Source organism: Falsiroseomonas frigidaquae (assembly GCF_012163145.1).
Classification (GTDB): domain Bacteria; phylum Pseudomonadota; class Alphaproteobacteria; order Acetobacterales; family Acetobacteraceae; genus Falsiroseomonas; species Falsiroseomonas frigidaquae.
On record NZ_JAAVTX010000001.1, the window covers coordinates 618,115 to 642,938 of the forward strand.

Here is a 24,824-nt window from a genome sequence, read left to right on the forward strand (position 1 = left end):
CAATATGGCGCGGATTGGTTTCCGACGCGTTGACGCCAGAAACGATCGCATCCCCGGCCAATCATTCGGAATGTGTGGCGGGCGGGTCCCGGGCGTTTCTCCGCGGCGCAATAGCGGCCGCTTCATGCGGAACCGCGTCGCGCCGCGCACATGGTCAGGCAGGCCACGCCGCCGTTGCGGATGGCGGCGCCAGGCGGGGTACCGAAGCCGATCCCCGCCCTCCTCGGCCCCGGTTCAAGCCGGGCGGTGCAACTCCGCCGGCTGGCGCGTCACGGTGCGGCGGCCGCGCTTGAAGGCGGCCAGCACCGGGGCGATGCCGCGCAGCGCCGCCACCTCATCCGGCGCATCCACCACCACCAGGTCGGCGGGCGCGCCGACGGCGATGCCGTAATCCTGCTGCCGCAGGATGCGCGCGGAATCATCCGTGATCATGCCCCACATCGCACGCACATCCGCGTCGTTGCCGCGCTGGATGATGTTGGCGTAGAGATTCGCCTGGCGGATCAACTGCCCATCCCCGAAAGGGGTAAATGGGTTCTGGATGTTGTTCGAGGACAGTGAGCACACCACGCCCGCCGCCACCAGCCGGTTCGCATCCACCACGCTGCGCGGCACGTCCGCATCCTTGTGCCGGCCGCCGAGATACAGATCCGTCGCCGGCAGCACGGTCAGCGCCACGCCGGCATCGGCCATGCGCCGCGCCACCGCATCCACCTCCGCCGGCGGCATGGTGGACAGCTTGGTGACATGGCCGATGGCGACACGGCCGCCCCAGCTGAATTGCTCCGTCAGGTCGCAGACCAGCCGCGTATCCAGATCCGAGCCGCTGGTGCCGCTGTCCAGGTGCATGTCGATATCGACGTCGAATTCCCGCGCCATCTCGAACACGCGGCGGATCTGCGCGGCGCGGTCGCTGTCGTAGTTCGGCGCGGCGCCTACCACCTTCGCGCCGTTGCGCAGCGCGGCGACCATCAGTTCATCGGTGCCGGGATTGTTGGTCAGGCCTTCCTGCGGCATCACGCAGATCTCGACATCGATGGCCCAGGCGTAGCTGTCGATCAGCGCCTTCACGCCCTCGAAGAAGCGCAGGCCGATGCGCGGGTCCACTTCCACATGGGTGCGCATGCGCGTGCAGCCATGCAGCACGCACATCTCCAGCGTCCGGCTGGCGCGCTGCGTCACATCCTCCACCGTGATGTCGGGCTTGATGGCGGAGACACGCTCCATCGCCAGATGGGGGAAGCGCGTGGTCTTGCAGTCGCAGCGGTTGAACAGGCAGGATTTGTCGAGGTGGATGTGGGTTTCCACGAAGCCGGCGCAGACCAGCCTGCCCTTGCCCTGCACCGTCTCCCGCGCCTCGCTCTGCAGATTGGGCGCGATGGCGGCGATGCGGCCATCCTGCACGCCGATGTCCACCAACGGGTCAGATGCTGCCGAATGAGGCAGGCGCATCTCACGCAGGATCAGGTCGAGGGCCAATGCAATGCTCCGGGATACCAGTGGTCTCGCAGTGCAGCGAACCATGCAGGGGCGGCTTCGTCTACGGCACCGATGTTGCTTTCCCACCGCCCGACCGGATCACGGGATCCACAAGGGGAGAGTTTCGTATGCCTGATTCCGCCAGCCCGACCCGCCGCCTGCTGCTCGGCGGCCTTGCCGGGGCGCTGGCCGTGCCCGCCGTCGCGCGCGCGCAATCCAGCTGGCCGGAGCGGCCGATCCGCTGGATCGTGAACTTCCCGCCGGGCGGCGCGGCGGACATCCTCTCCCGCATCCTGGCCGAGTGGTTCGGCACGAAGCTTGGCCAGCCGATCGTGGTGGAGAACCGGCCCGGCGCCGGCGGCATGGTGGGCAGCGACCTGCTGGCGAAGGCGCGCGGCGACCAGCACATGGTGATGATCTCCAACGCCGCCTCACACGGCATCGGGCCCGTGCTCTACGCCAATGTGCCCTATGACCCGGTGGCCGATTTCACCCACATCCACCTGGTCGGCACCTTCCCGAGTGTGCTGGCGGTGGGGCCGGGCGTGGCGGCGCCGGACCTCGCCGCCTTCCTGGCGCAGGCGCGGGCGAAGCCGGGCGAGATGAACTACGGCTCCGGCGGCAATGGCACGATGAACCACCTGATCGGCCAGTTGCTGGCCCGCGCCGCGGGGGTCGAGCTGACGCATGTGCCCTATCGCGGCTCGGCCCCTGCCATGACGGATGTGATGGGCGGCCAGATCCCGGCGCTGATGGAAAGCCTGCCCACCGCCCTGCCCAACCTCCGCGCCGGCCGCATGCGCCCGATCGCGACCAGCGAGGCCGAACGCTCCCCCGCTTTGCCGGATGTGCCGACCTTCGCCGAGGCCGGCTTTCCCGCCGTGGCGTCGACCAACTGGTTCGGCTTCTCCGCCGCCGCCGGCATTTCGGCCGCAGTGAAGGCGCGGTGGGAGGAGGAGATGGGCCGCGCCATGGCCTCCCCCGAGATCGCCGAGAAATTCGGCCGTATCGGCGTACGCCCCGGCACGCTGGGCGCCGAAGCCTACACCGCGATGATCCGCGCCGAGCTGGACAAGTGGCGGGAGGTGATCCGCGCCGGCAACATCAAGGTGGATTGAGCGGCGTCAGCCGGTCAGCGCGCCGCTTTCCCGCAACGCCGCGATCTCGGCCTCGGAATAGCCGAGCTCCGCCGCGATCGCGGCACCATCGGCGCCCGGCGGCCGCAGGTCGCCGGTGCCGCCGGGGCGGACGCCGTCGATCGCCACCGGCAGTGCCGGCAGGTCGATCGGCGTGCCATCCGGCAGGTGCAGCGGCACAAGCCCGCCGCTGCCCAGCAGATGCGGGTCCTCGAACAGGTCCGCCGGCTTGCCGATGGGGGCGAAGGGCAGGCCCAGCGCCTCGCACTTCGCCATCAGCTCAGGCTTGGTATAGGCGGCCAGCGCGGCGGCGATGCGCGGGATCGTATGGTCCCGCCGCTCCACGCGCTGCTGCTTGGTGGCGAGGCTGGCATCGGCGGCCAGGTCCTCCAGCCCGAAGGCGGCGCAGAAGGCGGGCCACTGCGTATCCGTCACCACGCCGACGAAGACCTGCCCGCCATCGGAGGTGGCGAAGATGTCGTAGACCGGCCAGGCGGGGCGGCGCACGGACATCGGCGGCGGCGCCTGCCCGGTGATCTTCGTCTGCGCCATGTGCTGGGCCATCAGCAGGGCCACCGTCTCGAACAGCCCGGCCTGGATCTCGCCGCCCTGCCCGGTGCGCTGGCGCTCCGTCAGCGCCGAGAGAATGCCGATGACGGCGGATAGCCCGCCCATGATGTCGATGACGGAGGACCCGGCCCGCAGCGGCCGCCCCTCCAGCCCGGTCATATAGGCCAGGCCGCCCATCATCTGCACCACCTCGTCCAGCGCCGTGCGGTGTTCATAGGGGCCGGGCAGGAAGCCCTTGCAGGAGCAATAGACCAGGCCGGGATTGGTGGCGGAAAGCTGGGCATAGCCGAGGCCAAGCTTGGCCATGGCGCCGGGCCGGAAATTCTCCACCACCACGTCCGCCTTCGCCGCCAGCTTCTGCACCAGCGCCAGGCCTTCCGGCTGCTTCAGATCCACGCAGAGGCTGCGGCGGCCGCGGCCGAAGGCGGCGTAGAAGCCTGTACCGGAACCGGTCAGGCGGCGGGTGCTGTCACCGGCCGGCGCCGGCTCCACCTTGATGACCTCGGCACCGAGGTCGGCCAGGGTCATGCCCACGGTGGGGCCCATCACCATGTGGGTGAATTCAAGAACGCGGATCCCGGCGAGCGGGGTCGGGCTGGTCATGCGGATACTCCGGTGGGCGGCATCAGGTCGCCGCCGAGTCGTCGTGTCAGATCGGACGCGGCTTCGGCCAGCGCGGCAAGATGCGCCGCGACATGGGCCTGCATCCGCGCCTTCGGCCCGGACAGGCCGATGGCCCCGGCGAGTGCCCCACCCGGGCCGAACACCGCGGCGGCGCAGCCCGCGGCCTCCGGGTTGCGCTCGCCGAAGGTGGCGACCACGCCGAGCGCTGCCGGGTCCGCCGCCGTCAGCACCCGCCCCGCGGCGCCGGAGGGCAGCGGGATCAGGTCGCCGGCCGCCAGGTCGTCGCGGATGCGGTTGGGGCTGCGGACACGGGCCAGGCACAGGCGCTGGCCCTCATGGCGCACCCAGAAGCTGGCCGTCTCCCCGCTGCGCTCGGCGAGCGCCGCCAGCAGCGCCGGCAGATGCCGCTCCACCGGCAGCGACCGGGCATAGAGGGCGCCCCAGTGGAACAGCATCGGCCCCAGCGCCCAGCGCCCATCCGCCAGCCGGGCGGCGCAGCGGCTGCGCTCCAGCGAGGCGAGCAGGCGGAGGATGGTGGATTTGTACAGGCCGGTGCGGGCGGCGAGCTCCGCCAGGGTCAGCGCCGCATCCCCCTCCCGGAACGCGCCCAGGATGGACAGGGCGCGATCGACGGCGGCGACGCCCGTTTCAGGCGTTGCGCTCACCCGGCGCGGACCCCGGCCTCGCGCAGGATCACCGCCCATTTCGCCATCTCCGCCGCGACGAAGGCCTGGGCCTCGGCCGGGCTGTTGCCGACCAGGCGCTCGGCGCCGAGTTCGGCCAGGCGGGTACGGGTGGTGGGTTCGGCCAGCACGGCGGCGACCTCGGCCTGGATGCGGGCAACCAGCGCATCGGGCGTGGAGGCGGGCGCCAGCACCGCCTGCCAGACCATGAAGGTGGCGTCCGGAAAGCCGGATTCCGCCATGGTGGGCACATCCGGCATCACCGGGCTGCGGCTGGGGCCGGAGATGGCGAGCGCGCGGGCGCGGCCGCCGCGGGCCAGGCCGAAGGCGGTCAGGCCGGCATCGTACAGCATGTCCAGCGTGCCGGCCGCGAGATCGAGCGCCGCCGGGGCGCCGCCGCGATAGGGGATCTCCGTCATCTTGATGCCGGCGGCGCGCAGGAACAGCAGGCTCACCAATTGCAGCGCGCCGCCGCCGCCGGTGCTGCCATAGGTCAGCTTCTCGGGGTTGGCGCGGGCGAAGGCGACGAAATCGGCCAGCGTCCGGTGCGGCGAATTCGGCGGCACCAGCAGCACCATCGGGCTTTCCGCGACGATCGACACCGCCTTGAGGTCGGCGGCTGGATCATAGTCCAGCTGCGGGTAGATCGCCTTGGTCACGGCGTGCCCGATGTTGTGGAACAGCAGCGTGTGGCCATCGCCCGGTGCCTTGGCGACGAAGGAACTGCCGATGGCGCCGCCGGCGCCGGTGCGGTTCTCCATCACCACGCGCTGCGGCAGGCGCTGGGACAGGCGATCCGCGACCAGCCGCCCGATCACATCGGTCGCGCCCCCGGCGGCATAGGGCAGGATCATGCGGATCGGCCGGCTGGGCCAGGCATCCTGCGCGCGCGCGGGCAGGGCGAGCAGAATGGCGGGGGCGGCGAGCAGGCTGCGGCGGGCGAGGGTCATGGCGTTTCCTTCCATGTGTTCTGTTGGATAGAACGACGTTCTGTTTATTTGCCATACTGCGCGCAGTTCTCCCGCGCTGGTCAAGCGGGATCTCATCTCACGCCGGTTCGTAGATCAGATGCAGCGCGTCACCCACCGTCCTGCTCTGCCGCAGCGCCAGCCGCGTCTCCGGCGTGCCGGCCGGAAACAGCCGGATGCCCTCGCCGAGAATGATCGGCAGCACCGCCATCTCCAGACGGTCCAGCGCACCGATGGCCAGCAGGCCGCGCAGCAATTGCCCGCCGCCCTCCACCCAGATGCGGCCGAGGCCGCGCTGGCGCAGTTCCGCCACCAGCGCCGGCAGGTCGCCGGAATGGGCCTCGACACCAGGGGGGGCGTCGGGCAGCTCCCGGCTGGTGACCACGCGCACCGGCTTGCCGGCATAGGGCCAGTCGCCCATGCGCCGCACCACGTCATAGGTGCCGCGGCCCATCAGGATGGTCTCGACCTGGCTGTAGAATTCGGTGAAGCCGAAGGCCTCGGGCGGCGGCGCGCCCTGCTCCAGCCAGTCCACCCCGCCATCCGGACGGGCGATCATGCCGTCCAGCGACACCGCGATGTGGCAGTGGAACAGCGTCACGGCGCCGGGATTTCGGCCGCCAAAAGGCTGCCGGACTGGCTTTCCGTGATCACCAGCGTGCGGCCATCCGGGGCGAAGGCGCAGTTGGTCGGCATGCGGCCGAAGGGGGTGCAATCCACCCGATGCGTCGCCACGCCATGCGGGTCCACCACCCAGACCTGGCCATGGCCGGGATTCGCCACGAACAGCCGGTCATGCGCATCCACCGCCAGGCCGTCGGGACCGGAGGTGCCGGCGGGGATGCGGAAGAACAGGTTTGCCTTCGCCACCACCGCATCGGGCCGCAGGGCGAAGCGCCAGATCTCGCAGGACCGCGTCATCGCCACCAGCAGATGCGTGCCGGCGCGGTTCAGCACCAGGCCGTTCGGGCTGGGGCCGTTGGAGATCAGCCGGTCCATCCGCCCATCCGGGTGCAGCCGCCAGACCCGGCCGGTGGGGTCCTGCAGACCCGTCTGGCCCTGGTCGGTCAGCAGGATCGAGCCATCCGGGTGCAGGATCAGGTCGTTGATCCCGCGAAAACCCTCGCTGTTGATGTTCTCCGCCACCGCCGTCATGGCGCCGGTCCTGGGGTCCAGGGTCAGCACGCCGTGGCGGTAATCCGCCACCAGCAACTCATCCTCCCGCGCCGCCAGGCCGTTCGGCCAGCCCTCGTATTCCGCCACCGCCTCCCACTGGCTGCCGGAGACGCGGAACACCCGGCCATGCGGGATGTCGGTGCAGAACAGGTTGCCGCCCGCGTCGAAGCAGGGGCCCTCGAGGAAACTGTCGACCGGCGCACCGGCGCGGTTGGCATCCGCCCAGGCGCTGCGGCGGGGCCGGCGCAGCGCGTCGGGCAGGCGGGAGAGCAGGGAGGGCGCGATGACGGCGGGGGGCGTGTTCCACATGGCTTGAACCTGCCCGGGTCTTGCCTGGCCGCCAAGCCGGCGCCAGTGTCATCACATGGGACAGACGCTTTTTCAGAAGATCTGGGACGCACATGTGGTGCAGGCCCGCGATGACGGGCTGGCGCTGCTGTATGTGGACCGCCACTATTTCCACGAGGGCAGCTTCCACGCCTTCAACATCCTGAAGGCCCGCGGCCTGAAGGTCCGCCGGCCGGACCTCAGCTTCGGCTTCGGCGACCACTACGCCCCCACGGTGGGCCGCAGCACGCCCGAGGTGGCGGACCCGGAAATCCGCGGCATCATCGAGACCTTCGAGGCCAATGCCCGCGCCAACCGCATCCGCGCCTTCGAGCTGGCGGACCCGGACCAGGGCATTGTCCATGTCGCCGGGCCGGAACAGGGGCTGACCCTGCCGGGCATGACGGTGGTCTGCGGCGACAGCCACACCTCCACCCATGGCGCGCTCGGCGCGCTGGCCTTCGGCATCGGCGCCAGCGAGGTGGCGCATGTGCTGGCCACCCAGACCATCTGGCAGTCCCCGCCGAAGCAGATCCGCTGCCATTTCGAGGGCGCCCTGCCCGCCGGCAGCACCGCCAAGGACATGGCGCTGGCCCTGATCGCCCAGATCGGCACGGGCGGCGGGTTGGGCGGCGCCATCGAATTCGCCGGCCCCGCCGTGCGCGCGCTGTCCATTGAGGCCCGCCTGACGCTGTGCAACATGGCAATCGAGGCCGGTGCGCGGACCGGCATGGTGGCGCCCGATGCCACCACCGCGGCCTGGCTGATCGGCCGCCCCTACGCCCCGGCGGAGCCCGACCCGGCCTGGTCCCGCCTGTTCAGCGACCCGGACGCCCGCTTCGACTCCGAGGTGACGCTCGACGCCACGCAGATCCGCCCGATGGCGACCTGGGGCACCAGCCCGGAGGAGGCCGTGCCGCTCTCCGGCCGCGTCCCTCGCCTGGATGAAGCGCCCGACGAAGCTCGGCAAAAGGCCTGGGCGCGCAGCCTGGACTACATGGGCCTGCGGGGTGGCGAGGAGATGGCCGATGTCGCGCTGGACCGCGTCTTCCTCGGCTCCTGCACCAATGCGCGGATCGAGGATCTGCGCGATGCCGCCGCCGTGCTGCGCGGCAAGCGTATCGCCGTGCCGATGCTGGTCTCCCCCGGCTCCTCCCGCGTCAAGCGGGCGGCGGAGGCGGAGGGGCTGGACCGGATCTTCAAGGAGGCCGGGGCGCGGTGGGAGGAAAGCTCCTGCGCGCTGTGCGTCTCCATGCATGGGGAGGTGGTGGGCGAAGGCGAGCGCTGCGCCTCCACCTCGAACCGCAATTTCGCCGGAAGGCAGGGGCGCGGGGCGCGCACCCACCTGGTCTCGCCGGCTTCCGCCGCAGCCTCCGCCGTCGCGGGCCGTCTGGTGGGGGCCGCCTGATGGAACCCTTCACCCGCTACACTGCCATCGCCGCGCCGTTCGACCAGGCGAATGTCGATACCGACCAGATCATGCCGGCCCGCTTCATGCGGCGCCCGCGGGATGAGCGCTACGCGACCTACGGCTTCCACGACCAACGCTTCACGCCGGATGGCGCGAAGCGGCCCGATTTCATCCTCAACCAGCCGCCCTTCGACACGGCTGGCATCCTGGTGGCGGGCCGCAATTTCGGCGTCGGTTCGTCGCGGGAAGCTGCGGTCTATGCGCTGGCGGCCATGGGCTTCCGCTGCGTCGTCGCCGCTTCCTTCGGCGATATCTTCTTCTCCAACGCGCTGAAGAACGGCCTGCTGCCGGTGCGGCTGCTCGAGTCGACGGTGAACGGGCTGCGCCAAGCCGTCGCCACCGCGCCGGGCACGACAATTTCGGTTGATCTGGAACGTCAGGAACTGACGGCGCCGGACGGCTCGACACATCAATTCACCGTCCCCGGCTTTGCGCGCGACTGTCTCCTGCGTGGACTGGATGAAATCGGACTGACAATGACGCTGGAGCCGGAAATCGCGGCTTTCGAGGCCCGCCGCGCCGGCGGCTAGGCACGTTCAGGAAACTTGACGCGGCAGGTCGGGATCGGTTTGGCTGCCTTCCAAATACTGGATTGCATCCATGCCGATGAAGACCATGGCCGCGTCCCGCGCGGCCTTTTCGGGTTTGGCCGCCCTGATGGGCCTTTGCCTCATCGCAGCCCCCGCCCAGGCGCAGTTCGGCCCGCAGGGGCCGCCCGCGGTCGGCGTGGTGGAGGTGGAACGCCGCCCGGTCACGGAAAGCACCGAATTCGTCGGCCGGGTGGAGGCGCAGAACCGCGTCGACCTGCGCGCCCGCATCACCGGCTTCCTGCAGGAACGCCCCTTCCAGGAGGGCCAGGAGGTGACGGAGGGCCAGGTGCTGTTCCGCCTGGAGCGCCCGCCCTTCGAGGCCGAGGTGGCCCGCGCCCGCGCCGCCGTCGCCTCCGCCGAGGCTGAGTTGCAGAACGCCAACAGCGCGCTGGCCCGCGCGCGGGACCTGGTGCGCAGCTCCGCCGGCACGCAGGTGAATGTGGAGAATGCGACGGCCGCGCAGCGCACCGCCCAGGCCAATGTGCTGGCCGCCCAGGCGCAGCTTCGGGTGGCGGAGATCAACCTCGGCTACACCGAGGTGACCGCGCCCTTCGCCGGCAAGGTCGGGCGCTCCACCTTCTCCGTCGGCGCCGTGGTCGGGCCGACCAGCGAGAAGCTGGCCACGGTGGTGAGCCAGGACCCGATGCGCGTGGCCTTCCCCGTCAACCTCCGCACCGGGACGGAGCTGCGCGACCGCTATGCCGGGCGCGGCGGGGCCGATGCCACGCGCGTGCGGATCCGCCTGGTGACCGGCGAGATCTACGACCAGGTGGGCCGGATCGAGTTCATCGACCCGCAGGTGGACCGCAACACGGATACGGTGCTGGTCCGCGCCCTGATCCCGAACCCGCCGCGCAACCAGCCGAATGGCAGCCCGCCCATCGAGGGCGCCGCGGACCGCGCGCTGATCGACGGCATGTTCGTGAACGTGTTCGTGGAAGGCGCGCAGCCGGTGCAGGCGGTGGTGATCCCGCGCAGCGCCGTGCTGCAGGACCAGGCCGGCAATTATGTCTGGGGGCTGGATGCCGAGAACCGCGCGGTGCGCCGCCCGGTGACCCTCGGACGCTCCATCGCCGACCAGGTGGTGGTCGAAGCGGGGCTGGAGACCGGGGAGAGGGTGGTGGTGGAGGGCGTGCAACGCGTGCGCCCCGGCCAGCCCGTGCAGCCCGGCCCGGCCAGCGCGCCGATCCGCGCCCCCGGCAGCGCGCCCGCTGCGGCGCCGACCGGCCGGCAGGGCTGATCCGACATGATTTCCGCCGTCTTCGTCGATCGCCCCAGGCTGGCGATCGTATTGTCGATCCTGCTCACCCTGGCGGGTGCGCTGGCCATGCTGCGCATCCCGGTGGCGCAGTTCCCGGATATCGTGCCGCCGCAGGTCTCGGTCACCACCAATTACGGCGGCGCCTCCGCCGCCGTGGTGGAATCGACCGTGGGCCAGGTGATCGAGAGCGCGGTGAACGGGGTGGAGGGCATGATCTACATGTCCTCCAACAGCGCCAATGACGGCAGCTACACCCTGTCGGTGTCATTCGCGCTGGGCACCAACCCGGACATCGCCACCGTCAACGTCAACAACCGCGTGCAATCGGCGCTGGCCCGGCTGCCGGCGGAGGTGCAGCGCGCCGGCGTGACGGTGCGCAAGCAATCCTCGGCCGTGCTGCAATTCATCACCATCACCTCCGAGAATCCGGAACATGACGCGCTGTTCCTGTCGAACTACGTCACCATCAACATGCTGGACCGGCTGGCGCGCACGCCCGGCATCGGCTCGGCGCAGATCTTCGGCGCGCTCGACTATTCCATGCGGATCTGGTTCGAGCTGGACCGGCTGATCAGCCTGAACCTGACGCCGGCGGACGTGATCGCGGCGATCCAGGCGCAGAACGTGCAGGCCGCCGTCGGGCGCATCGGCGCGCAGCCGATCTCGGACGACCAACAATACCAGATCAACCTGCAGACCCAGGGCCGCCTGACCACGCCGGAGGAATTCGGCGCCATCGTCATCCGCGCCAATGCCGAGGGGTCGCTGCTGCGGCTGCGCGACGTGGCGCGGGTGGAGTTGGGCGCAGCGCGGATCGACACCGAAAGCCGCCTGAACGGCCGGCCCGCCATCACGCTCGCCACCTACCTGTCGCCCGGCGCCAATGCGGTGACGGCGGCGGCCAGCCTGACCTCGGTGCTGGACGAGATGTCCCGCCGCTTCCCGCAAGGCATGCAGACCTCGGTCTTCTACGACACCTCCACCTTCGTCGTGGACACGATCGAGGAGGTGATCAAGACGCTGCTGGAGGCCTTCGTGCTGGTGGTGCTGGTGGTGCTGCTGTTCCTCGGCAGCTTCCGCGCCACCATCATCCCGACCATCGCCGTGCCGGTCAGCCTGATCGGCACCTTCGCCGCGCTGCTGGTGCTGGGCTATTCGGCCAATACCGTGTCGCTTCTGGCTATGGTGCTGGCCATCGGCATCGTCGTCGATGACGCCATCGTGGTGGTGGAGAATGTCGAGCGGGTGATGTCGGAGCACCCGGACTGGACCCCGGCCGAGGCCACCAAGCAGGCGATGCGGGAAATCACCGCACCGATCATCGCCATCACGCTGGTGCTGCTTTCGGTCTTCGTGCCGGTGGGGTTCATCCCGGGCCTGTCGGGCGTGCTGTTCAGCCAGTTCGCGGTCACCGTCTCCGTCGCCATGGTGATCTCCGCCTTCAACGCCCTGACCCTGTCGCCGGCGCTCTGCGCGCTGTTCCTGCGACCGCATCCGCCGGGGCATGGGCCGCGCCGCGGCTTCCTGGCGGCGGTGATGCGCGGCATCGACTGGGTGCGGGACCGCTACGGCGCCATCGTCGCCCGGCTGGTGCGGTTTTCCATCCTGTCACTGGTGCTCGTTGCCGCCTTCGGCGCCGCCATCATGTTCCTCGGCAGCCGCACGCCGCAGGGCTTCCTGCCGGAGGAGGACCAGGGCGCCTTCTTCGTGCAGATGCAGCTGCCCGCCGGCGCCAGCCTGTCGCGCACCCGCGCGGCGGTGGAACAGGTGGAGGCGATCATCGCCCCGGTCCCCGGGGTGGACCGCGTGCTGGCGATCGTCGGCTTCAGCCTGATCGATGGCGGCGCGCAATCCAACGCCGCCTTCATCGTGGTGCGGATGAAGCCCTTCGAGGATCGGGCCGGGGCGCAGGAAAGCGTCTTCGCCGCCATCCGCACGGTGTTTGGCGCGACGCAGCAGGTGCGCTCCGCCAACACCTTCGCCTTCAACATCCCGCCGATCATCGGCCTCGGCACCGGCGGCGGCTTCGAATACCAGATGCAGAACCTGGAGGGCCGCCCGCCGGAGGAGATGTTCGCCGCCATGCAGGGGCTGACGGCCGCCGCCAACCAGGACCCGCGCCTGACGGCGGTATTCTCCACCTTCTCCGCCAACACCCCTTCCCTGTTCCTGGACGTGGACCGCGACAAGGCGCAGGCGCTGGGCATCCGCATCAGCGATATCTTCAATGCCCTGCAGACCACGCTGGGCGGCTTCTACGTCAACGACTTCAACCTGTATGGCCGGTCCTGGCAGGTGAACATCCAGGGCGAGGCGACGGACCGCGACGACATCCCGGACCTGTGGCGCATCCATGTCCGGAACAGCGCCGGGGAAATGGTGCCGCTGCGCTCCATCGCGGATATCCGCATCGTGCTCGGGCCGCAGACCATCAACCGCTACAACAATGTGCGCTCCGTGCGCATTGGCGGGTCGCCGCGGCCGGGCATTTCCTCGGGCGATGCGCTGGCGGCGATGGAGGCGCTTTCCGAAACCGCGCTGCCGGCCGGCTATGGCTATGAATGGACCGGCACGGCCTTCCAGGAAAAGCAGGCGAGCGGCCAGACCGGCATCATCATGGCGCTGGCCCTTTTGTTCGCCTACCTGTTCCTGGTCGCGCTGTATGAAAGCTGGGTGATCCCGATCCCGGTGCTGCTGTCGATCTCGGTCGGCGCGCTGGGGTCGTTCGGGGCCATCGTGCTGGCCGGGCTATCGCTCGATGTCTATGCGCAGGTGGGGCTGGTGGTGCTGATCGCGCTCGCCGCCAAGAACGGCATCCTGATCGTCGAATTCGCTAAGGAAAGGCGGGAGGCGGGGATGCCGATCCGGGAGGCGGCGGTGATGGGCGCGCGGCTGCGTTTCCGCGCCGTCATCATGACCTCGGTGGCCTTCATCCTGGGCCTGGTGCCTTTGGTGATCGCCTCGGGCGCCGCCAGTGCGTCGCGCCGCGCGGTCGGCACGCCGGTGTTCGGCGGCATGCTGGCGGCCTCGCTGGTCGGCATCTTCATCATCCCGATGCTCTACGTCGTGTTCCAATCGATGCGGGAGGGGGTGAAGCGGCGCTTCGGCGGCAAGCCGGAGGTCGCAACGCCACTGACGCCGCCACCGACGCCGCCACCGGCGGCGTGACCGGAAAGGCGGCGCGCCGGGGCACGCCCCCCCTTCACGGACGCCCCCGGGACAGCAGATACTCACCGGAACCAAGCGGGGATGTGACGCCATGGCGAAGTTCGGATTGAGCCAGTCGGTACGCCGGGTCGAGGACCCGCGCCTTTTGACCGGCCGGGGCGAATACACGGATGACCTGGCCATGCCCGGCCAGGCGCATGCCATCGTGCTGCGAAGCCCGCAGGCACATGCCACCATCACCCGCATCGACACCGCCGCCGCCCTGGCGCTGCCCGGCGTGCTGGCGGTGCTCACCGCCGCCGATCTGAAGGCGGAAGGCATCGGCGAATTGCCCTGCCTGATCCCGATGAAGAACCGGGACGGCACGCCGCGCGGCAACACGCCGCGCCCGGCGCTGGCCGATGGCGTGGTGCGCCATGTCGGCGACCCGGTCGCCTTCATCGTCGCCGAAACCCCCCAGGCCGCCCGCGACGCCGCCGAGGCGGTGGAAGTGGAATACGACGCGCTGCCGGCCGCGACCGACCTCGCCACGGCGTGGGAGCCGGGCCAGCCTGCCGTCTGGCCGGATATCGCCAACAACGTGGTGTTCGACTGGGAAGCCGGCGACAAGGCCAAGGCGGATGCCGCCTTCGCCCGCGCCGCCCATGTCACGCGCCTGACCGTGGTGAACAATCGCGTGGTCGTCGCCAGCATGGAGGCCCGCGCGGCGGTCGCCGCCTGGGAAGGCGACAAGCTGACCCTGCACACCAATACGCAGGGCTCCTGGCTGCTGAAGAACATCCTGTCCGGCAACATCTTCAACACCCCGGCGGAGAATGTCCGCGTGGTGACGCCGGATGTGGGCGGTGGCTTCGGGATGAAGATCTTCCTTTATCCGGAACACGTCCTGGTCGCCGTGGCGGCGCGCAAGGTCGGCCGCCCGGTGAAGTGGGCCAGCGATCGCAGCGAGGCCTTCCTGTCCGACACCCATGGCCGGGACAACATCACCCTGGGCGAGCTGGCGACGGACGCCGAGGGCAAGTTTCTGGCGCTGCGGACCCGCAACTATGCCGGCATGGGCGCCTATCTCTCCACCTTCGCGCCCTTCATCCCGACCGGCGCCGGCACCAAGGTGCTGGCCAGCGTCTATGGGTTCGAGGCGATCCACGCGCATGTCATCGGCGTGCTCACCAACACCGTGCCGGTGGACGCCTATCGCGGCGCCGGGCGGCCGGAGAGCAACTACCTGGTGGAACGCCTGATCGACGCCACCGCGCGCGAGATCGGCGTGGACCGGATCGAGCTGCGCCGCCGCAACATGGTGAAGCAGGAGGCGATGCCCTGGGTCTCCGCCATGGGCCAGCGCTATGACAGCGGCGACTTTTCGCAACTTATGGATGCCGCCCTGCTCAAGATTGATTGGGACGGTTTTCCGGCGCGGCGTGCGGAAGCGGCAAAGCGCGGCAAGCAGCGTGGCATCGGCCTTGCCTACTACCTGGAGGCCACCGGCGGCGCGGCGACCGAGAACGCCAAGGTCGTCTTCGCGGAAGACGGCTTGGTCGACCTCTATGTCGGCACCCAGTCCACCGGCCAGGGCCACGAGACCGCCTATGCCATGATGACCAGCCATGAGCTGGGCATCCCGATCGACAAGATCCGGGTGCGGCAGGGCGACAGTGAGACGCTGCCCTCCGGCGGCGGCACCGGCGGCGCGCGCAGCCTCTATTCCGAAGGCCAGGCCATCCTGGTGACCACCGCCAGCGTGGTGGAGAAGGGCAAGCAGGCGGCCGCGGAGCAGCTCGAGACCTCGGTCGCCGACATCGAATTCTCCGCCACGGGCGGGCGGTTCGAGGTGGCGGGCACCGATCGCGGCATCGGCATCCTCGACCTGGCCGCGGTGCAGCGGAAGCGGGTGGCGGCCGGGGAGAGCGCGATCCTGCTGGACGCGATGGAAACCGCGAACATCGACACCCACACCTTCCCCAATGGCTGCCATGTGGCGGAGGTCGAGGTGGACCCCGAGACCGGCATCGTCACCGTGCCGCGCTACATCGTGGTGGATGATGTGGGCCACGCGCTGAACCCGCTGATCGTGCGCGGCCAGGTGCATGGCGGCGTGGCGCAGGGCATCGGCCAGGCGCTGCATGAGCGCACCAGCTACGACAACGGCTCCGGCCAGCTTCTGTCCGCATCCTTCATGGACTACGCCCTGCCGCGGGCGGAGGACCTGCCGGATATCGACGTCGACCTGATCGAGGTGACCTGCGAAACCAACCCGCTTGGCGTCAAGGGCGCCGGCGAGGCCGGTGCCGTGGGCTCCCCGCCCGCCGCGATGAACGCGCTGGTGGATGCGCTGTCCGGTGCCGGGGTGAAGCACATCGACATGCCGGCGACGCCGGAGACGGTGTGGAAGGCGCTGGAGGCGGCGAAGGCCGCCTGAGTAACCTGGGGGGGCCGCGCCGCGGCCCCTTTCCTACTGGAAGACCAGGTTCACCAGGGCGCAGGTGTCCAGGCGCCGGCGTTCCTCGCTGCGGCCATCCATCCAGACGATCCGCACGTCATTCACGCAATCGCCGGCCGGCAGCCGCACCGCCAGATGCCGGCCCGGCGGCAACACCTGCTCGCCCAGCCGGTCCTCGCCCCAGTTGTTGAGCTGGACGGAGGAGACATAGACCTCCCGGATCATCCCCGCGCCGTGGTTGACCAGGTTGAAGGACGGGTTGCCGCGCCCCTGCGGGACCGCGTCGGGCCGGGCCGGGCCGCGCGCAGCCGGGCCGCCCGCCCCGCTGCCGAAGACCATCTGCACCATCCGGCAGGTATCCTGCCGCCGCCGCTCCTCCGGCCGGCCATCGACATAGACCACCCGCACATCCTGCAGGCAGCCGGCGGAGGGGTCGAGGCGCAGCGGGAAGCTGCCGCCATCCGGCAGCAGGTCGGCCTGCAGCAGGTCGTGTCCCCAGTAGCGATCCTCGCTGGGGGAGACATAGATCTCCCGGATCGGCTGGCCGCTGCGGTTCACCAGGTTGAAGGAGGGATCGCGCTGGGCCAGCGCGGGCGTGGTCACGGCCGCGCAGCACAACAGTAGCAGCAGGCAGCCCAGCAGGTGGGCGAGGCGCGGGGGTGCAAGGCGCATCGGCGTCGGGTCCGTTCCGGGTCTGGCGGAAGGCTACAGCCTCCGCCGTAGAGGACCAAGCCGGCGCAAGGGCCCAGCCGCCGGCCGGCCGAAGCCTCCGGTTCAGCCGGTCATGGTCTGCGGCGCCAGCGAGCTGCTGGACGGCGGATGGCCGGTCCAGCCAGCCAGATCCTCCAGCTCGTGCCGGTTGAGGATCTCCAGCCGGCCCTTGTTCAGCGTGGCGATGCCGTCCTTGCGAAGCGCGGCCAGCGCCCGGTTGGCGTGTTCCACGGAAAGCCCCAGCGCATCCGCCAGATGTGCCTGCTTCAGCGGCACCGCCGCCCCGCGCGCATCGCCGCCGCCACGCCGCAGCAGCCGGCCATGCAGTTCCAGCAGCAGATGCGCCACCCGCCCGGCGGCATCGCGGCGGCCAAGGCTGGTCAGCCTTTCGCGCATCCGCGCGCGATCCCGCGTCAGCCCCTCGACATAGGACAGCGCCAGGCCGGGATCGTTGCCCATGAAGGCGCAGAGCCGTTCCTTGGACAGGATGCAGAAGGAGGAATCGGTCAGCGCCTCGACCTCCGCGGCATCCTCGGTGCGCTCCACCAGGTCGCCAGGCAGGTGGAAATCCAGGATCTGCCGGCGGCCATCATTGGTCGCGGTCCAGGTGAAGGCCCAACCGGCATACATGGTGAAGACGCCATCCATGATGGCGTCCCCTGCCCGCACCAGCCGCACACCGGATCGGATCCGGGCGATTTCGCCCACGCGCGCCTGCGGGATCACCCGGAACAGCGCGAAGGGTCGTACCGTGCAAGCCGCGCAACTACCAGGTAGCGGGGTCAGGTTTGGATTACGGCTCATCGTGGGATTGATCCATGGCAGCGCGCGCGACTGCCGTCCAAGCATTGCAACCTACGCTGACGGGCCTTTGAAGGGAACATACAAACCCGGCATGACTGGGATGCTTGACGAGCCGGAGAAGATCGAACTTGCCGCCGCGACCCGCACCGGTGGAACCTGAGGGCAAGCAGGGAGCCAATGCAGATGTCCGGATTCGCCTCCGCCAATGATCTGGCCGAGAAGACAATCTCCTTCGACGAGCTTGGTCCGGGCCTGTTCGCCTACACGGCGGAAGGCGACCCCAATTCCGGAATCATCATCGGCCCGGACGGCGCGGTGGTGGTGGACGCCCAGGCGACACCCGCCATGGCGCAGGATGTGATGGCCCGCATCGCCACCGTCACGCCGCGCCAGGTCCGCCAGGTGGTGCTGACGCATTACCACGCGGTCAGGGTGCTCGGCGCGTCCGGCTACTTCTCCCCCGGGGGCAACCCCGTCATCCTGGCCAGCCAGGCGACCCGCGACCTGATCGTGGAGCGCGGCCAGGCCGACATGGACAGCGAGATCGGCCGCTTCCCGCGCCTGTTCCGCGGCAAGGAGAGCATTCCCGGCCTGACCTGGCCGACCCACACATTCGAAAAGCGCATGACCCTGTGGCTGGGGGAGCGGGAGGCGCAGATCATCCATATCGGCCGCAGCCACACGGCCGGCGACACGGTGGTCTGGCTGCCGAAGGAGAAGGTGCTGTTCGCCGGCGACACGGTGGAATTCGGCGCCACACCCTATTGCGGCGACGCCCATTTCGCCGACTGGTCCGCCACGCTGAATGCCGTGGCCGCGCTGGGCGCCGAAAAGCTGGTGCCCGGCCGCGGCCGCGCCCTGATGACGAAGGCCGATTGCGCCGAGGCGATCGAGGGCACGCGCGCCTTCACCTCCGACCTGTTCGGCCGGGTGCGGGAAGGTGTCGCGAAGGGCTGGGATCTGAAGGCGGTGTATGACGACACCATGGGCTTCATGCGCCCGAAATACGGGTCCTGGGTGATCTTCGAGCACTGCATGCCCTTCAACGTCACCCGGGCCTTCGACGAGGCCGGCGGCCTGACCCACCCGCGGATCTGGACGGCGGAGCGGGATCTGGCGATGTGGCAGGCGCTGGAGCACGGCACGGCGATGAAGCCCGCCGAAGCCTGAGCCCGTGCCGCACGCCAACCCTCGCTACCCCGCCACGCCACCCCCCGCCAGCGGCCGGGACCACCGCCGCGTCGTGGTGGTTGGCGGTGGCCTGGTCGGCCTGACCCTGGCACTGGATCTGGCGCGGCACGGCGTGGCGGTGACGCTGCTGGATGAGGAGGACAGCGTCGCCACCGGCAGCCGCGCCATCTGCTTCGCCAAGCGCACGCTGGAGATCTATGGCCGCCTCGGCCTGGGCGAAAAGCTGCTGGCCCGCGGCGTCACCTGGAAGACCGGCCGGGTCTTCCACCAGGACCGCCAGGTCTATGCGTTCGACCTGCTGCCCGAGGAAGGCCACCGCTACCCGGCCTTCGTCAACATCCAGCAATACCATGTCGAGGCCTGGCTGGTGGAAGCCTGCGCCGAGGCCGGCGTCGACCTGCGCTGGCGCCACCAGGTCACCGGCCTGGCCGCGGATGCGGATGGCGTGACGCTCACCGTGACCACCCCCAGCGGCGCCTATGCGCTGCGCGCCGACTGGCTGCTGGCCTGCGACGGCGCCCGCAGCTTCATCCGGCGCAGCCTGGGCCTGCCCCTCCACGGCCAGGTGTTCCAGGACCGCTTCCTGATCGCCGATGTGGTGATCCGCGGCGAGGTCGCCTTCCCCGCCGAGCGCTGGTTCTGGTTCGACCCGCCCTTCCACCCCGGCCAATCCGTGCTGCTGCACAAGCAGCCGGACGAGCTGTGGCGCATCGATTTCCAACTGGGCGCGGAGGCCGATCCGGAGTCCGAACAGCAGCCCGAACGCGTGCGCGCCCGCGTCGCCGCCATGCTGGGGCCGGATGTGCCCTTCGAACTGGAATGGGTCAGCCTCTATACCTTTCGCTGCCGGCGGCTCGATCGCTTCGTGCAGGGCCGCGTGGTCCTCGCCGGTGATTCGGCGCACCAGGTCAGCCCCTTCGGGGCCCGCGGCGGCAATGGCGGAGTGCAGGATGCGGACAACCTCGCCTGGAAACTGGCCGCCATCCTGCGCGGGGAAGCCGGCCCGGCGCTGCTCGCCAGCTATGAGGCGGAACGGATCGCGGCGGCGGAGGAGAACATCCTGCACTCGACGCGTGCCACCGACTTCATCTCCCCCAAGACGCCCGCCGCGCGGGCCTATCGCGACGCGGTGCTGGAACTGGCGGAAGGCCACGCCTTTGCCCGCGCCCTGGTCAATTCCGGCCGCCTGTCCCGCCCCGCGGTGCTGGCGGACAGCCCGCTGAACGCCGCCGATGACGGAACCTGGCCAGGCGGCGCGGAGACCGGCAGCCCGGCGCCGGATGCGCCGGTGCGGCACCAGGGCAGGCCGGACTGGCTGCTGCGCCATCTCGGCGGCGAATTCGCGCTGCTGGTCTTCGACGCGGTCTGGACGCCGGTCCCCGGCCTGCGCGCCGTCTTCGTCACGGCGGAGGAAACGCCCGGCACGCTGTGGGACCACAGCGGCCTGGCCGCTGCCCGCTACGGCGCGCCGCCGGGCGGGGCGGTGCTGATCCGCCCGGACCAGCACATCGCCGCCCGCTTCGCCGCGCCACGCCCCGGCGCCATCCGCGCCGCGCTGGCCCGCGCCCTCGGCCAGATGGAGCATGCCGCATGAAGCTGGACACCTCGCCCCGGCTGGCCGACCCGGATGCGATCTTCGCGCGGCTGGTCGAGGCGCATCTCGGGCTAGATGAGGCGGCATCGCGCCGCCTGGATGCCAGGCTGGTGCTGATCCTGGCCAATCATGTGGGCGACGAGGCCGTGCTGCGCCAGGCGATCGCGCTGGCGCGGGACCCTGCCCCGCCTAACGCAAGGCGCTGACTCGCATCGGCGACGGGGCCGGGATGGGCTGGCGATTCTCCAGCCGCACCCCGGTCACCTGCCAGCGCGGCGCGGGCGCCGCGCCGGTCAGCTCGATCTGCAGCCGGATCGGCGCGACGCTGCCCTCCAGCGCCATCTCGAAGCGGGTCAGCCCGGTCGGCACGGTGCCGCGCAGCGCCTGTACCGCCGCACCGGCCGGCACGCCACGGGCACGGGCGACCTCGGCCAGGGCGGTCGGGTTGGCCCAGGCGGCGGCAATGTCCTCCGCCATCCCGGACAGGAAGGCACGCGCCTCCGGCGTCCGGTCGCCCGAAGCGGTATGCGGCAGCAGACTCTCGCGGACCGCGGCCTGCATCGCAGGCAGGTCCAAATGGCGGGACATCTCGGCACCGTCGCGCGCCTCCAGCGCCTGCGCCAGGTTCCAGGCGGTGGCGTAGGGGGCGCCCATCCAGCCCAGGCCCAGTAGCGGCAGCAGTGCCAGCGCCGCCCAGGGGCTGCGGGACCGGCTTTCGCGGGACAGGCTGGTGGCCTGCACCGCCGGCGGCGGGGCGATGATCTCCGGCGGGCGCACCGGGCGACGCGGCGGCAGGGGCGCGGGTGGCGCCGGCTGGCGCGCATCGTATTCCGCCCAGACCTCGTCCCAGTGCTCCGCCGCTCCCACGCTCCGTGTGTCCACGACTGCCTCACAAGTTAAGATTGCGCCGTCTTCCAATTCTGCAGGAAAGACAACTTTAAGTTGCGAAACAACTTGTGAGACGCCCCCATCGGAAGGATGTTCCGCCACCCCGCGAGAACGGGGTGGCCACTTCCCTCCGAAAGAGACGAAACAGGTTCGTTCTCCGCGTCCTGAGAATGAGGCCTGAATGATGGGAAAAGGATTAACGAGACAGGCTATACTGTGTTTTTTACGAGACTAGTCGCACTGTGAACGCTTTCGCGCAGAAATGCGCATTGCGCTGCCGGCGACGCGGGGGACGTTCAACACACGGTGAAGCGCGGCGCCCCTGCCAGGTCCGCCCAGGCCTCGCTTGCCGATGTGGCCCGTGGCTGCTGAGCAGGATCCGTCCGATCAAACGGATCTCGTGCTTAAGAAGCTGTTGTTCCTGAAGCATGAAATCCAATCGCACCGCTTCAGGCGGAGGGCCGCGCCCGGTGCCGGCTGAAGGCGGACCACGCCAGCGCCACGCTGAACAGCACCGGCCAGGCCGCCAGGCAGGCGACCGCGATCGCCACGACCCTGTCGCGTGACCGGCGCGCCACCTCCGCCGCATCGCGCACCCACAGCACCATCACCGGCGGATCCGGCATCGGGCTGCCCCACCGCGCCGCCATTTCGCGCGCCAGGTCCCGGCCCTCATCGATATCCAGCGCCGGCGCCAGCGCGGCCTGCGCCAGCGGCTGCGCCCAGGGCTGCCGCGCCGGTCCGGGCCCACCAACCACCAGCACCCAATAGGGCACCGGCTGGCCTGGCTCCCACCCTGCCGGGACCAGTGCGGCCACCTGGAAGTGCCTGACGCGCCCCGCCGCCCGCCGCGTTGCACGGCGCGCGTCCGGGTGGATGTGCAGCCCGGCGGTGGGCACCAGGACGGCGCCGGGGTTCAGCAGCGAAAGCGGCGTCACCCGCGTCTCCAGCAGCGCCAGTTGCAGGATGACCATCAGCATGCCGAGCCCGGCCAGCAGCAGGAAGGCCAGGAAGTCGCGCATCGCCAGGATGCCGAAGAACAGCGCGATGAAGCCGCAGGCCAGCAGGCCCATCATCGGCCATTCCAGCGTCAGGAACAGAAGCTGCGCGGCCAGGATGCCGCCCAGTATTCGCCAGCCTCGCAACAGCGCCTGCAAGGGCGGCTGCCGCGGCGGTCCGTCCTGGGTGGCGTCGACCGGCATGCTCCCTCCGTGCCCTCGCGCAGCGAAGTGGAGCATCAGGGATCGCGCCTCGCAATATTTCGGCGCTCGATCGACCGGACATGCGGGACGCTTCTTGGCTGGGCGATGCCCGCGACGATGCAGCCCGAAGGGCCGAAGCCTACCGCACCAGTGGCGCCAGCCGCGCCTCGATCCCGGCAAGCGCCACCCCCAGCGCCTGCGTCATGGCGAGCACCATCGCCGGGGCCTCCGCATCCGGGGCCAGCGGCGCCTCCCCGGTTGCCTCCAGCGTCTCCACCACGCGCGATGCCAGGCGTTCCTCCCGCAGCAGCACGCCGGCCAGGCCGGCGCGGGCGCGGCCCCAGGCGGGCATTGCCTCCAGCGCCGTCAACTGCAGTTCCAGCACCAGGCTGGCCTCCGCCCTGCTGCCCTGCGGCACCACGGCGGAGAACAGGCCGGAGCCCTGCAGCCACGCCCGCAGCGCCGCATCGACCAACCCGGCCGGCGGCGCGATCCATTGCTCATAGACCAGGATCTCATAGGACCCGTCCGGCCGCACGCGGCGCAGGCCGAGGTCCTGCAGCCCCGGTACGGACCGCACCAGGCGCACCAGCAGAACCGGCGCCCCGGGCCGCGCGCCCTGCGCCGTCTGCCGCACCGGCGAAAGCGCGTAGCGCCGCACCGGCACATGCGGCCTGTCGGGAAAGATCGAGCAGCCGGCGGCCAGCAAGGGCAGCGCGGCGATCAGGGCACGACGGTTCATCGGCGGCGATCCGGGGTCGGCGGTGCGCCGAACAGAAGCTGCGAGGGGGCGGATCGCAGCTGTTCGGCGGTGGCCCGCAGGTTGGCGGTGGTGGCGCGCAGGTCGATCAGGATGGGCAGCAGCTCCGCCTGCACATCGATCGTCGTCTCCCGCGCCGCGCGCATGGTGCGCTCCATCCCCTCCACCGCGCCGGGCAGGTTCTGGGCGGCGCGCCGCAGCTCGGCGGCGGCACCGGCCGCATTGGCCATGGCGCCGCGGATCTCCGGGCCGCTCATCAGGGCGCGGGCATCGGTGGCGGCGGCGCGGAATTCGCCCACCGCGCCGGCCAGGTCGCCGCCCTCCACCGCGGTCCGAAGCAGGGTCATGGTGTTGGCCGCCTCGCGCAGCACCTGCGCCAGGTCACCATCGCTGGTCTGCCGGTTGAGGTTGGACAGCAGGCCCGCGATGTCGTTCGAGATCTGGTCGACCGGCAGGTCCGCCAGCCGCTGGATCAGCAGCTCCGCCGCATTGGTTACCTGCGCGACGGTGGAGGGCACGCCGGGAATCACCGGGTAGCGCGGTTGCCAGGGCGGGTTCACCACGGGAAATCGCTGCGGGCTGACGAAATCCAGCTCCAGGTAGTTCACGCCCGTGATGCCCTGCGCGGTGATCCGCGCGCGCAGGCCGAGGCGCACCGCCTCGCCGATGTCCGGCGTCTCCCCCACCTGGCTCAGATCCAGGCCGAAGCGCAGGAATACCCGCTGGAACCCGGCGGAATAGGCGACGCCCTGCGGCCGCGGATATTCGGCGGTGACCAGGCCGATCTGCGTCACCCGTCCGACCGCGACGCCGCGGTAGCGGACCGGCGCGCCGACATCGAGGCCCTGCACCGATTCCTCGAAATAGCTTTCGAACATCTGCGTCGCCTGCAGCCCGCGGCCGCCGGCCAGGAACAGCACGAAGGCCACGGCCAGCACGATGCCGACCAGCACCAGCGCGCCGACGCGCGCATAGAGCATCCTGCCCGAGGCCATCACGCAGCCTTTCGCAGGAAGAAGGCCTGCACCACCGGATGGGTGCTGTGGTCGCGCAATTCGCGCGGGTCGCCTTCGGCAATCATTCCCTTGGCTCCCTTGTCCAGCATGATGCAGCGGTCGCCGATGGCCAGGATCGAGGCCAGTTCATGCGTCACCACCACGAAAGTCGTCCCCAGCGAACGCGACAGGTCGCGGATCAGCTCATCCAGCCCTGCCGAAGTGACGGGGTCCAACCCCGCCGAAGGCTCGTCGAGGAACAGGATGGGCGGGTCCAGCGCCAGCGCGCGGGCGATGCCGGCGCGCTTCAGCATGCCGCCCGAGATCTCGGAGGGCAGCTGGTCCGCCGCCGCCGAAAGCCCGACCAGGCCGAGCTTGGCGCGCGCCACTTCCCGCCGCGCATCGGGCGGCAGGGTGGTGTGCTCGGCCAGCGGCATTTCCACATTCTCCAGCAGGGTCTGCGACCCGAACAGCGCGCCCTGCTGCCACATCACGCCGATGCGCTTCAGCAGGTCGAGCCGCGCCGCGCCCTGCGTTGCCCAGATGTCGGTGCCGAGGATGTCCACCTTGCCCTGGGCCGGCGGCACCAGGCCGATCATCAGCTTCAGCAGGGTGGATTTGCCGCAGCCGGAACCGCCGAGGATGACGAAGACCTCGCCGCGCCGCACATCGAAGCTGACGTGGCGGAACAGCACGTTGCTGCCGAAGGCAGCCGTCAGGTCCCGCGCCTCGATCACCGCCGGCACCTCGGGACCCGGGGAGTCGGTCAGGGGGGGATCGGCGACC

Annotated in this window: 22 protein-coding genes; 9 read left to right on the forward strand and 13 right to left on the reverse strand. The window is 70.3% G+C overall.

From position 1 onward, the window contains the following. Positions 1–234: 234 nt before the first annotated feature. Entirely contained in the window at positions 235–1,479 is a 1,245-nt protein-coding gene (locus tag HB662_RS02960) for an amidohydrolase family protein (RefSeq protein WP_209443068.1), read from the reverse strand. A gap of 128 nt (positions 1,480–1,607) precedes the next feature. On the opposite strand from HB662_RS02960, the gene HB662_RS02965 reads away from it, so the two are divergent. Next, positions 1,608–2,597, forward strand: coding sequence for a Bug family tripartite tricarboxylate transporter substrate binding protein (locus HB662_RS02965; protein WP_168046962.1), 990 nt, complete (start codon positions 1,608–1,610; stop codon positions 2,595–2,597). Positions 2,598–2,603: 6 nt separating this feature from the next. On the opposite strand, the gene HB662_RS02970 is transcribed toward HB662_RS02965, so the two are convergent. The 5 genes from HB662_RS02970 to HB662_RS02990 form a co-directional block, all read right to left on the reverse strand. Then, positions 2,604–3,788 (reverse strand): CaiB/BaiF CoA transferase family protein, encoded by a 1,185-nt coding sequence (locus tag HB662_RS02970; RefSeq protein WP_168046964.1) that lies wholly within the window; start codon positions 3,786–3,788, stop codon positions 2,604–2,606. After that, positions 3,785–4,474: an IclR family transcriptional regulator gene (locus tag HB662_RS02975; RefSeq protein WP_209443069.1), complete on the reverse strand. Its 690-nt coding sequence runs from the start codon at positions 4,472–4,474 to the stop codon at positions 3,785–3,787. Before HB662_RS02975 ends, HB662_RS02970 begins: the two co-directional genes overlap by 4 nt. Continuing rightward, on the reverse strand, positions 4,471–5,442 hold the full coding sequence (locus tag HB662_RS02980) for a Bug family tripartite tricarboxylate transporter substrate binding protein (protein WP_168046968.1): 972 nt from the start codon (positions 5,440–5,442) through the stop codon (positions 4,471–4,473). Before HB662_RS02980 ends, HB662_RS02975 begins: the two co-directional genes overlap by 4 nt. A gap of 97 nt (positions 5,443–5,539) precedes the next feature. After that, positions 5,540–6,061: a dihydrofolate reductase family protein gene (locus HB662_RS02985; protein ID WP_209443070.1), complete on the reverse strand. Its 522-nt coding sequence runs from the start codon at positions 6,059–6,061 to the stop codon at positions 5,540–5,542. Continuing rightward, positions 6,058–6,945, reverse strand: coding sequence for an SMP-30/gluconolactonase/LRE family protein (locus HB662_RS02990; protein ID WP_168046970.1), 888 nt, complete (start codon positions 6,943–6,945; stop codon positions 6,058–6,060). The genes HB662_RS02985 and HB662_RS02990 overlap by 4 nt, the downstream gene beginning before the upstream one ends. A gap of 55 nt (positions 6,946–7,000) precedes the next feature. Here HB662_RS02990 and leuC point away from each other — a divergent pair, with 55 nt between their 5' ends. The 5 genes from leuC to HB662_RS03015 all read left to right on the forward strand — a co-directional run bounded on the left by leuC (position 7,001) and on the right by HB662_RS03015 (position 15,872). After that, positions 7,001–8,371, forward strand: coding sequence for a 3-isopropylmalate dehydratase large subunit (gene leuC / locus HB662_RS02995; protein ID WP_168046972.1), 1,371 nt, complete (start codon positions 7,001–7,003; stop codon positions 8,369–8,371). Next, positions 8,371–8,964, forward strand: coding sequence for a 3-isopropylmalate dehydratase small subunit (gene leuD, locus HB662_RS03000; protein WP_168046974.1), 594 nt, complete (start codon positions 8,371–8,373; stop codon positions 8,962–8,964). Before leuC ends, leuD begins: the two co-directional genes overlap by 1 nt. A gap of 70 nt (positions 8,965–9,034) precedes the next feature. Beyond that, a complete protein-coding gene (locus tag HB662_RS03005) occupies positions 9,035–10,264 on the forward strand; it encodes an efflux RND transporter periplasmic adaptor subunit (protein ID WP_245185385.1) in 1,230 nt (409 codons plus the stop codon). 6 nt (positions 10,265–10,270) lie between these two features. Continuing rightward, entirely contained in the window at positions 10,271–13,453 is a 3,183-nt protein-coding gene (locus HB662_RS03010) for an efflux RND transporter permease subunit (protein ID WP_168046976.1), read from the forward strand. Between the two features lie 91 nt (positions 13,454–13,544). Beyond that, positions 13,545–15,872: a xanthine dehydrogenase family protein molybdopterin-binding subunit gene (locus HB662_RS03015; protein WP_168046978.1), complete on the forward strand. Its 2,328-nt coding sequence runs from the start codon at positions 13,545–13,547 to the stop codon at positions 15,870–15,872. A 33-nt stretch (positions 15,873–15,905) separates the two neighbouring features. Here HB662_RS03015 and HB662_RS03020 read toward each other — a convergent pair whose 3' ends face one another. Then, on the reverse strand, positions 15,906–16,565 hold the full coding sequence (locus tag HB662_RS03020) for a hypothetical protein (protein ID WP_168046980.1): 660 nt from the start codon (positions 16,563–16,565) through the stop codon (positions 15,906–15,908). Between the two features lie 102 nt (positions 16,566–16,667). After that, positions 16,668–17,408 (reverse strand): Crp/Fnr family transcriptional regulator, encoded by a 741-nt coding sequence (locus HB662_RS03025; protein WP_168046982.1) that lies wholly within the window; start codon positions 17,406–17,408, stop codon positions 16,668–16,670. Between the two features lie 183 nt (positions 17,409–17,591). On the opposite strand from HB662_RS03025, the gene HB662_RS03030 reads away from it, so the two are divergent. Genes HB662_RS03030 through HB662_RS03040 form a run of 3 tightly spaced genes read left to right on the forward strand, consistent with a single transcriptional unit; the run spans position 17,592 to position 20,399 of the window. Beyond that, positions 17,592–18,578, forward strand: a complete 987-nt coding sequence (locus HB662_RS03030; RefSeq protein ID WP_168046984.1) for an MBL fold metallo-hydrolase — start codon at positions 17,592–17,594, stop codon at positions 18,576–18,578. Between the two features lie 4 nt (positions 18,579–18,582). Beyond that, on the forward strand, positions 18,583–20,193 hold the full coding sequence (locus tag HB662_RS03035) for an FAD-dependent oxidoreductase (protein ID WP_168046986.1): 1,611 nt from the start codon (positions 18,583–18,585) through the stop codon (positions 20,191–20,193). Beyond that, positions 20,190–20,399, forward strand: a complete 210-nt coding sequence (locus tag HB662_RS03040; protein ID WP_168046988.1) for a DUF2783 domain-containing protein — start codon at positions 20,190–20,192, stop codon at positions 20,397–20,399. Before HB662_RS03035 ends, HB662_RS03040 begins: the two co-directional genes overlap by 4 nt. Here the strand turns inward: HB662_RS03040 and HB662_RS29595 are convergent. The 5 genes from HB662_RS29595 to HB662_RS03065 all read right to left on the reverse strand — a co-directional run bounded on the left by HB662_RS29595 (position 20,383) and on the right by HB662_RS03065 (position 24,784). Then, complete coding sequence (locus HB662_RS29595) at positions 20,383–21,075, reverse strand: DUF2939 domain-containing protein (RefSeq protein ID WP_168046990.1); 693 nt, start codon at positions 21,073–21,075, stop codon at positions 20,383–20,385. The genes HB662_RS03040 and HB662_RS29595 overlap by 17 nt on opposite strands. A 455-nt stretch (positions 21,076–21,530) precedes the next feature. Next, positions 21,531–22,283: a hypothetical protein gene (locus HB662_RS03050; RefSeq protein WP_168046992.1), complete on the reverse strand. Its 753-nt coding sequence runs from the start codon at positions 22,281–22,283 to the stop codon at positions 21,531–21,533. A 139-nt stretch (positions 22,284–22,422) separates the two neighbouring features. Further along, the gene (locus HB662_RS03055) at positions 22,423–23,025 is read right to left on the reverse strand and encodes an ABC-type transport auxiliary lipoprotein family protein (RefSeq protein ID WP_168046994.1); all 603 of its coding nucleotides are present in this window, start codon (positions 23,023–23,025) and stop codon (positions 22,423–22,425) included. Further along, on the reverse strand, positions 23,022–24,038 hold the full coding sequence (locus HB662_RS03060; protein ID WP_168046996.1) for an MlaD family protein: 1,017 nt from the start codon (positions 24,036–24,038) through the stop codon (positions 23,022–23,024). Before HB662_RS03060 ends, HB662_RS03055 begins: the two co-directional genes overlap by 4 nt. Continuing rightward, on the reverse strand, positions 24,038–24,784 hold the full coding sequence (locus HB662_RS03065) for an ATP-binding cassette domain-containing protein (RefSeq protein WP_168047607.1): 747 nt from the start codon (positions 24,782–24,784) through the stop codon (positions 24,038–24,040). The genes HB662_RS03060 and HB662_RS03065 overlap by 1 nt, the downstream gene beginning before the upstream one ends. Between the last annotated feature and the right edge of the window lie 40 nt (positions 24,785–24,824).

Excerpts from the sequence above, each read along its gene's own strand:
- HB662_RS02965 (WP_168046962.1), top strand. The coding sequence starts at position 1,608 with ATGCCTGATTCCGCCAGCCCGACCCGCCGCCTGCTGCTCGGCGGCCTT.
- HB662_RS02970 (WP_168046964.1), bottom strand. The coding sequence starts at position 3,788 with ATGACCAGCCCGACCCCGCTCGCCGGGATCCGCGTTCTTGAATTCACC.
- HB662_RS02980 (WP_168046968.1), bottom strand. The coding sequence starts at position 5,442 with ATGACCCTCGCCCGCCGCAGCCTGCTCGCCGCCCCCGCCATTCTGCTC.
- HB662_RS02990 (WP_168046970.1), bottom strand. The coding sequence starts at position 6,945 with ATGTGGAACACGCCCCCCGCCGTCATCGCGCCCTCCCTGCTCTCCCGC.
- leuC (WP_168046972.1), top strand. The coding sequence starts at position 7,001 with ATGGGACAGACGCTTTTTCAGAAGATCTGGGACGCACATGTGGTGCAG.
- leuD (WP_168046974.1), top strand. The coding sequence starts at position 8,371 with ATGGAACCCTTCACCCGCTACACTGCCATCGCCGCGCCGTTCGACCAG.
- HB662_RS03005 (WP_245185385.1), top strand. The coding sequence starts at position 9,035 with ATGCCGATGAAGACCATGGCCGCGTCCCGCGCGGCCTTTTCGGGTTTG.
- HB662_RS03010 (WP_168046976.1), top strand. The coding sequence starts at position 10,271 with ATGATTTCCGCCGTCTTCGTCGATCGCCCCAGGCTGGCGATCGTATTG.
- HB662_RS03015 (WP_168046978.1), top strand. The coding sequence starts at position 13,545 with ATGGCGAAGTTCGGATTGAGCCAGTCGGTACGCCGGGTCGAGGACCCG.
- HB662_RS03020 (WP_168046980.1), bottom strand. The coding sequence starts at position 16,565 with ATGCGCCTTGCACCCCCGCGCCTCGCCCACCTGCTGGGCTGCCTGCTG.
- HB662_RS03025 (WP_168046982.1), bottom strand. The coding sequence starts at position 17,408 with ATGAGCCGTAATCCAAACCTGACCCCGCTACCTGGTAGTTGCGCGGCT.
- HB662_RS03030 (WP_168046984.1), top strand. The coding sequence starts at position 17,592 with ATGTCCGGATTCGCCTCCGCCAATGATCTGGCCGAGAAGACAATCTCC.
- HB662_RS03040 (WP_168046988.1), top strand. The coding sequence starts at position 20,190 with ATGAAGCTGGACACCTCGCCCCGGCTGGCCGACCCGGATGCGATCTTC.
- HB662_RS03050 (WP_168046992.1), bottom strand. The coding sequence starts at position 22,283 with ATGCCGGTCGACGCCACCCAGGACGGACCGCCGCGGCAGCCGCCCTTG.
- HB662_RS03055 (WP_168046994.1), bottom strand. The coding sequence starts at position 23,025 with ATGAACCGTCGTGCCCTGATCGCCGCGCTGCCCTTGCTGGCCGCCGGC.
- HB662_RS03060 (WP_168046996.1), bottom strand. The coding sequence starts at position 24,038 with ATGGCCTCGGGCAGGATGCTCTATGCGCGCGTCGGCGCGCTGGTGCTG.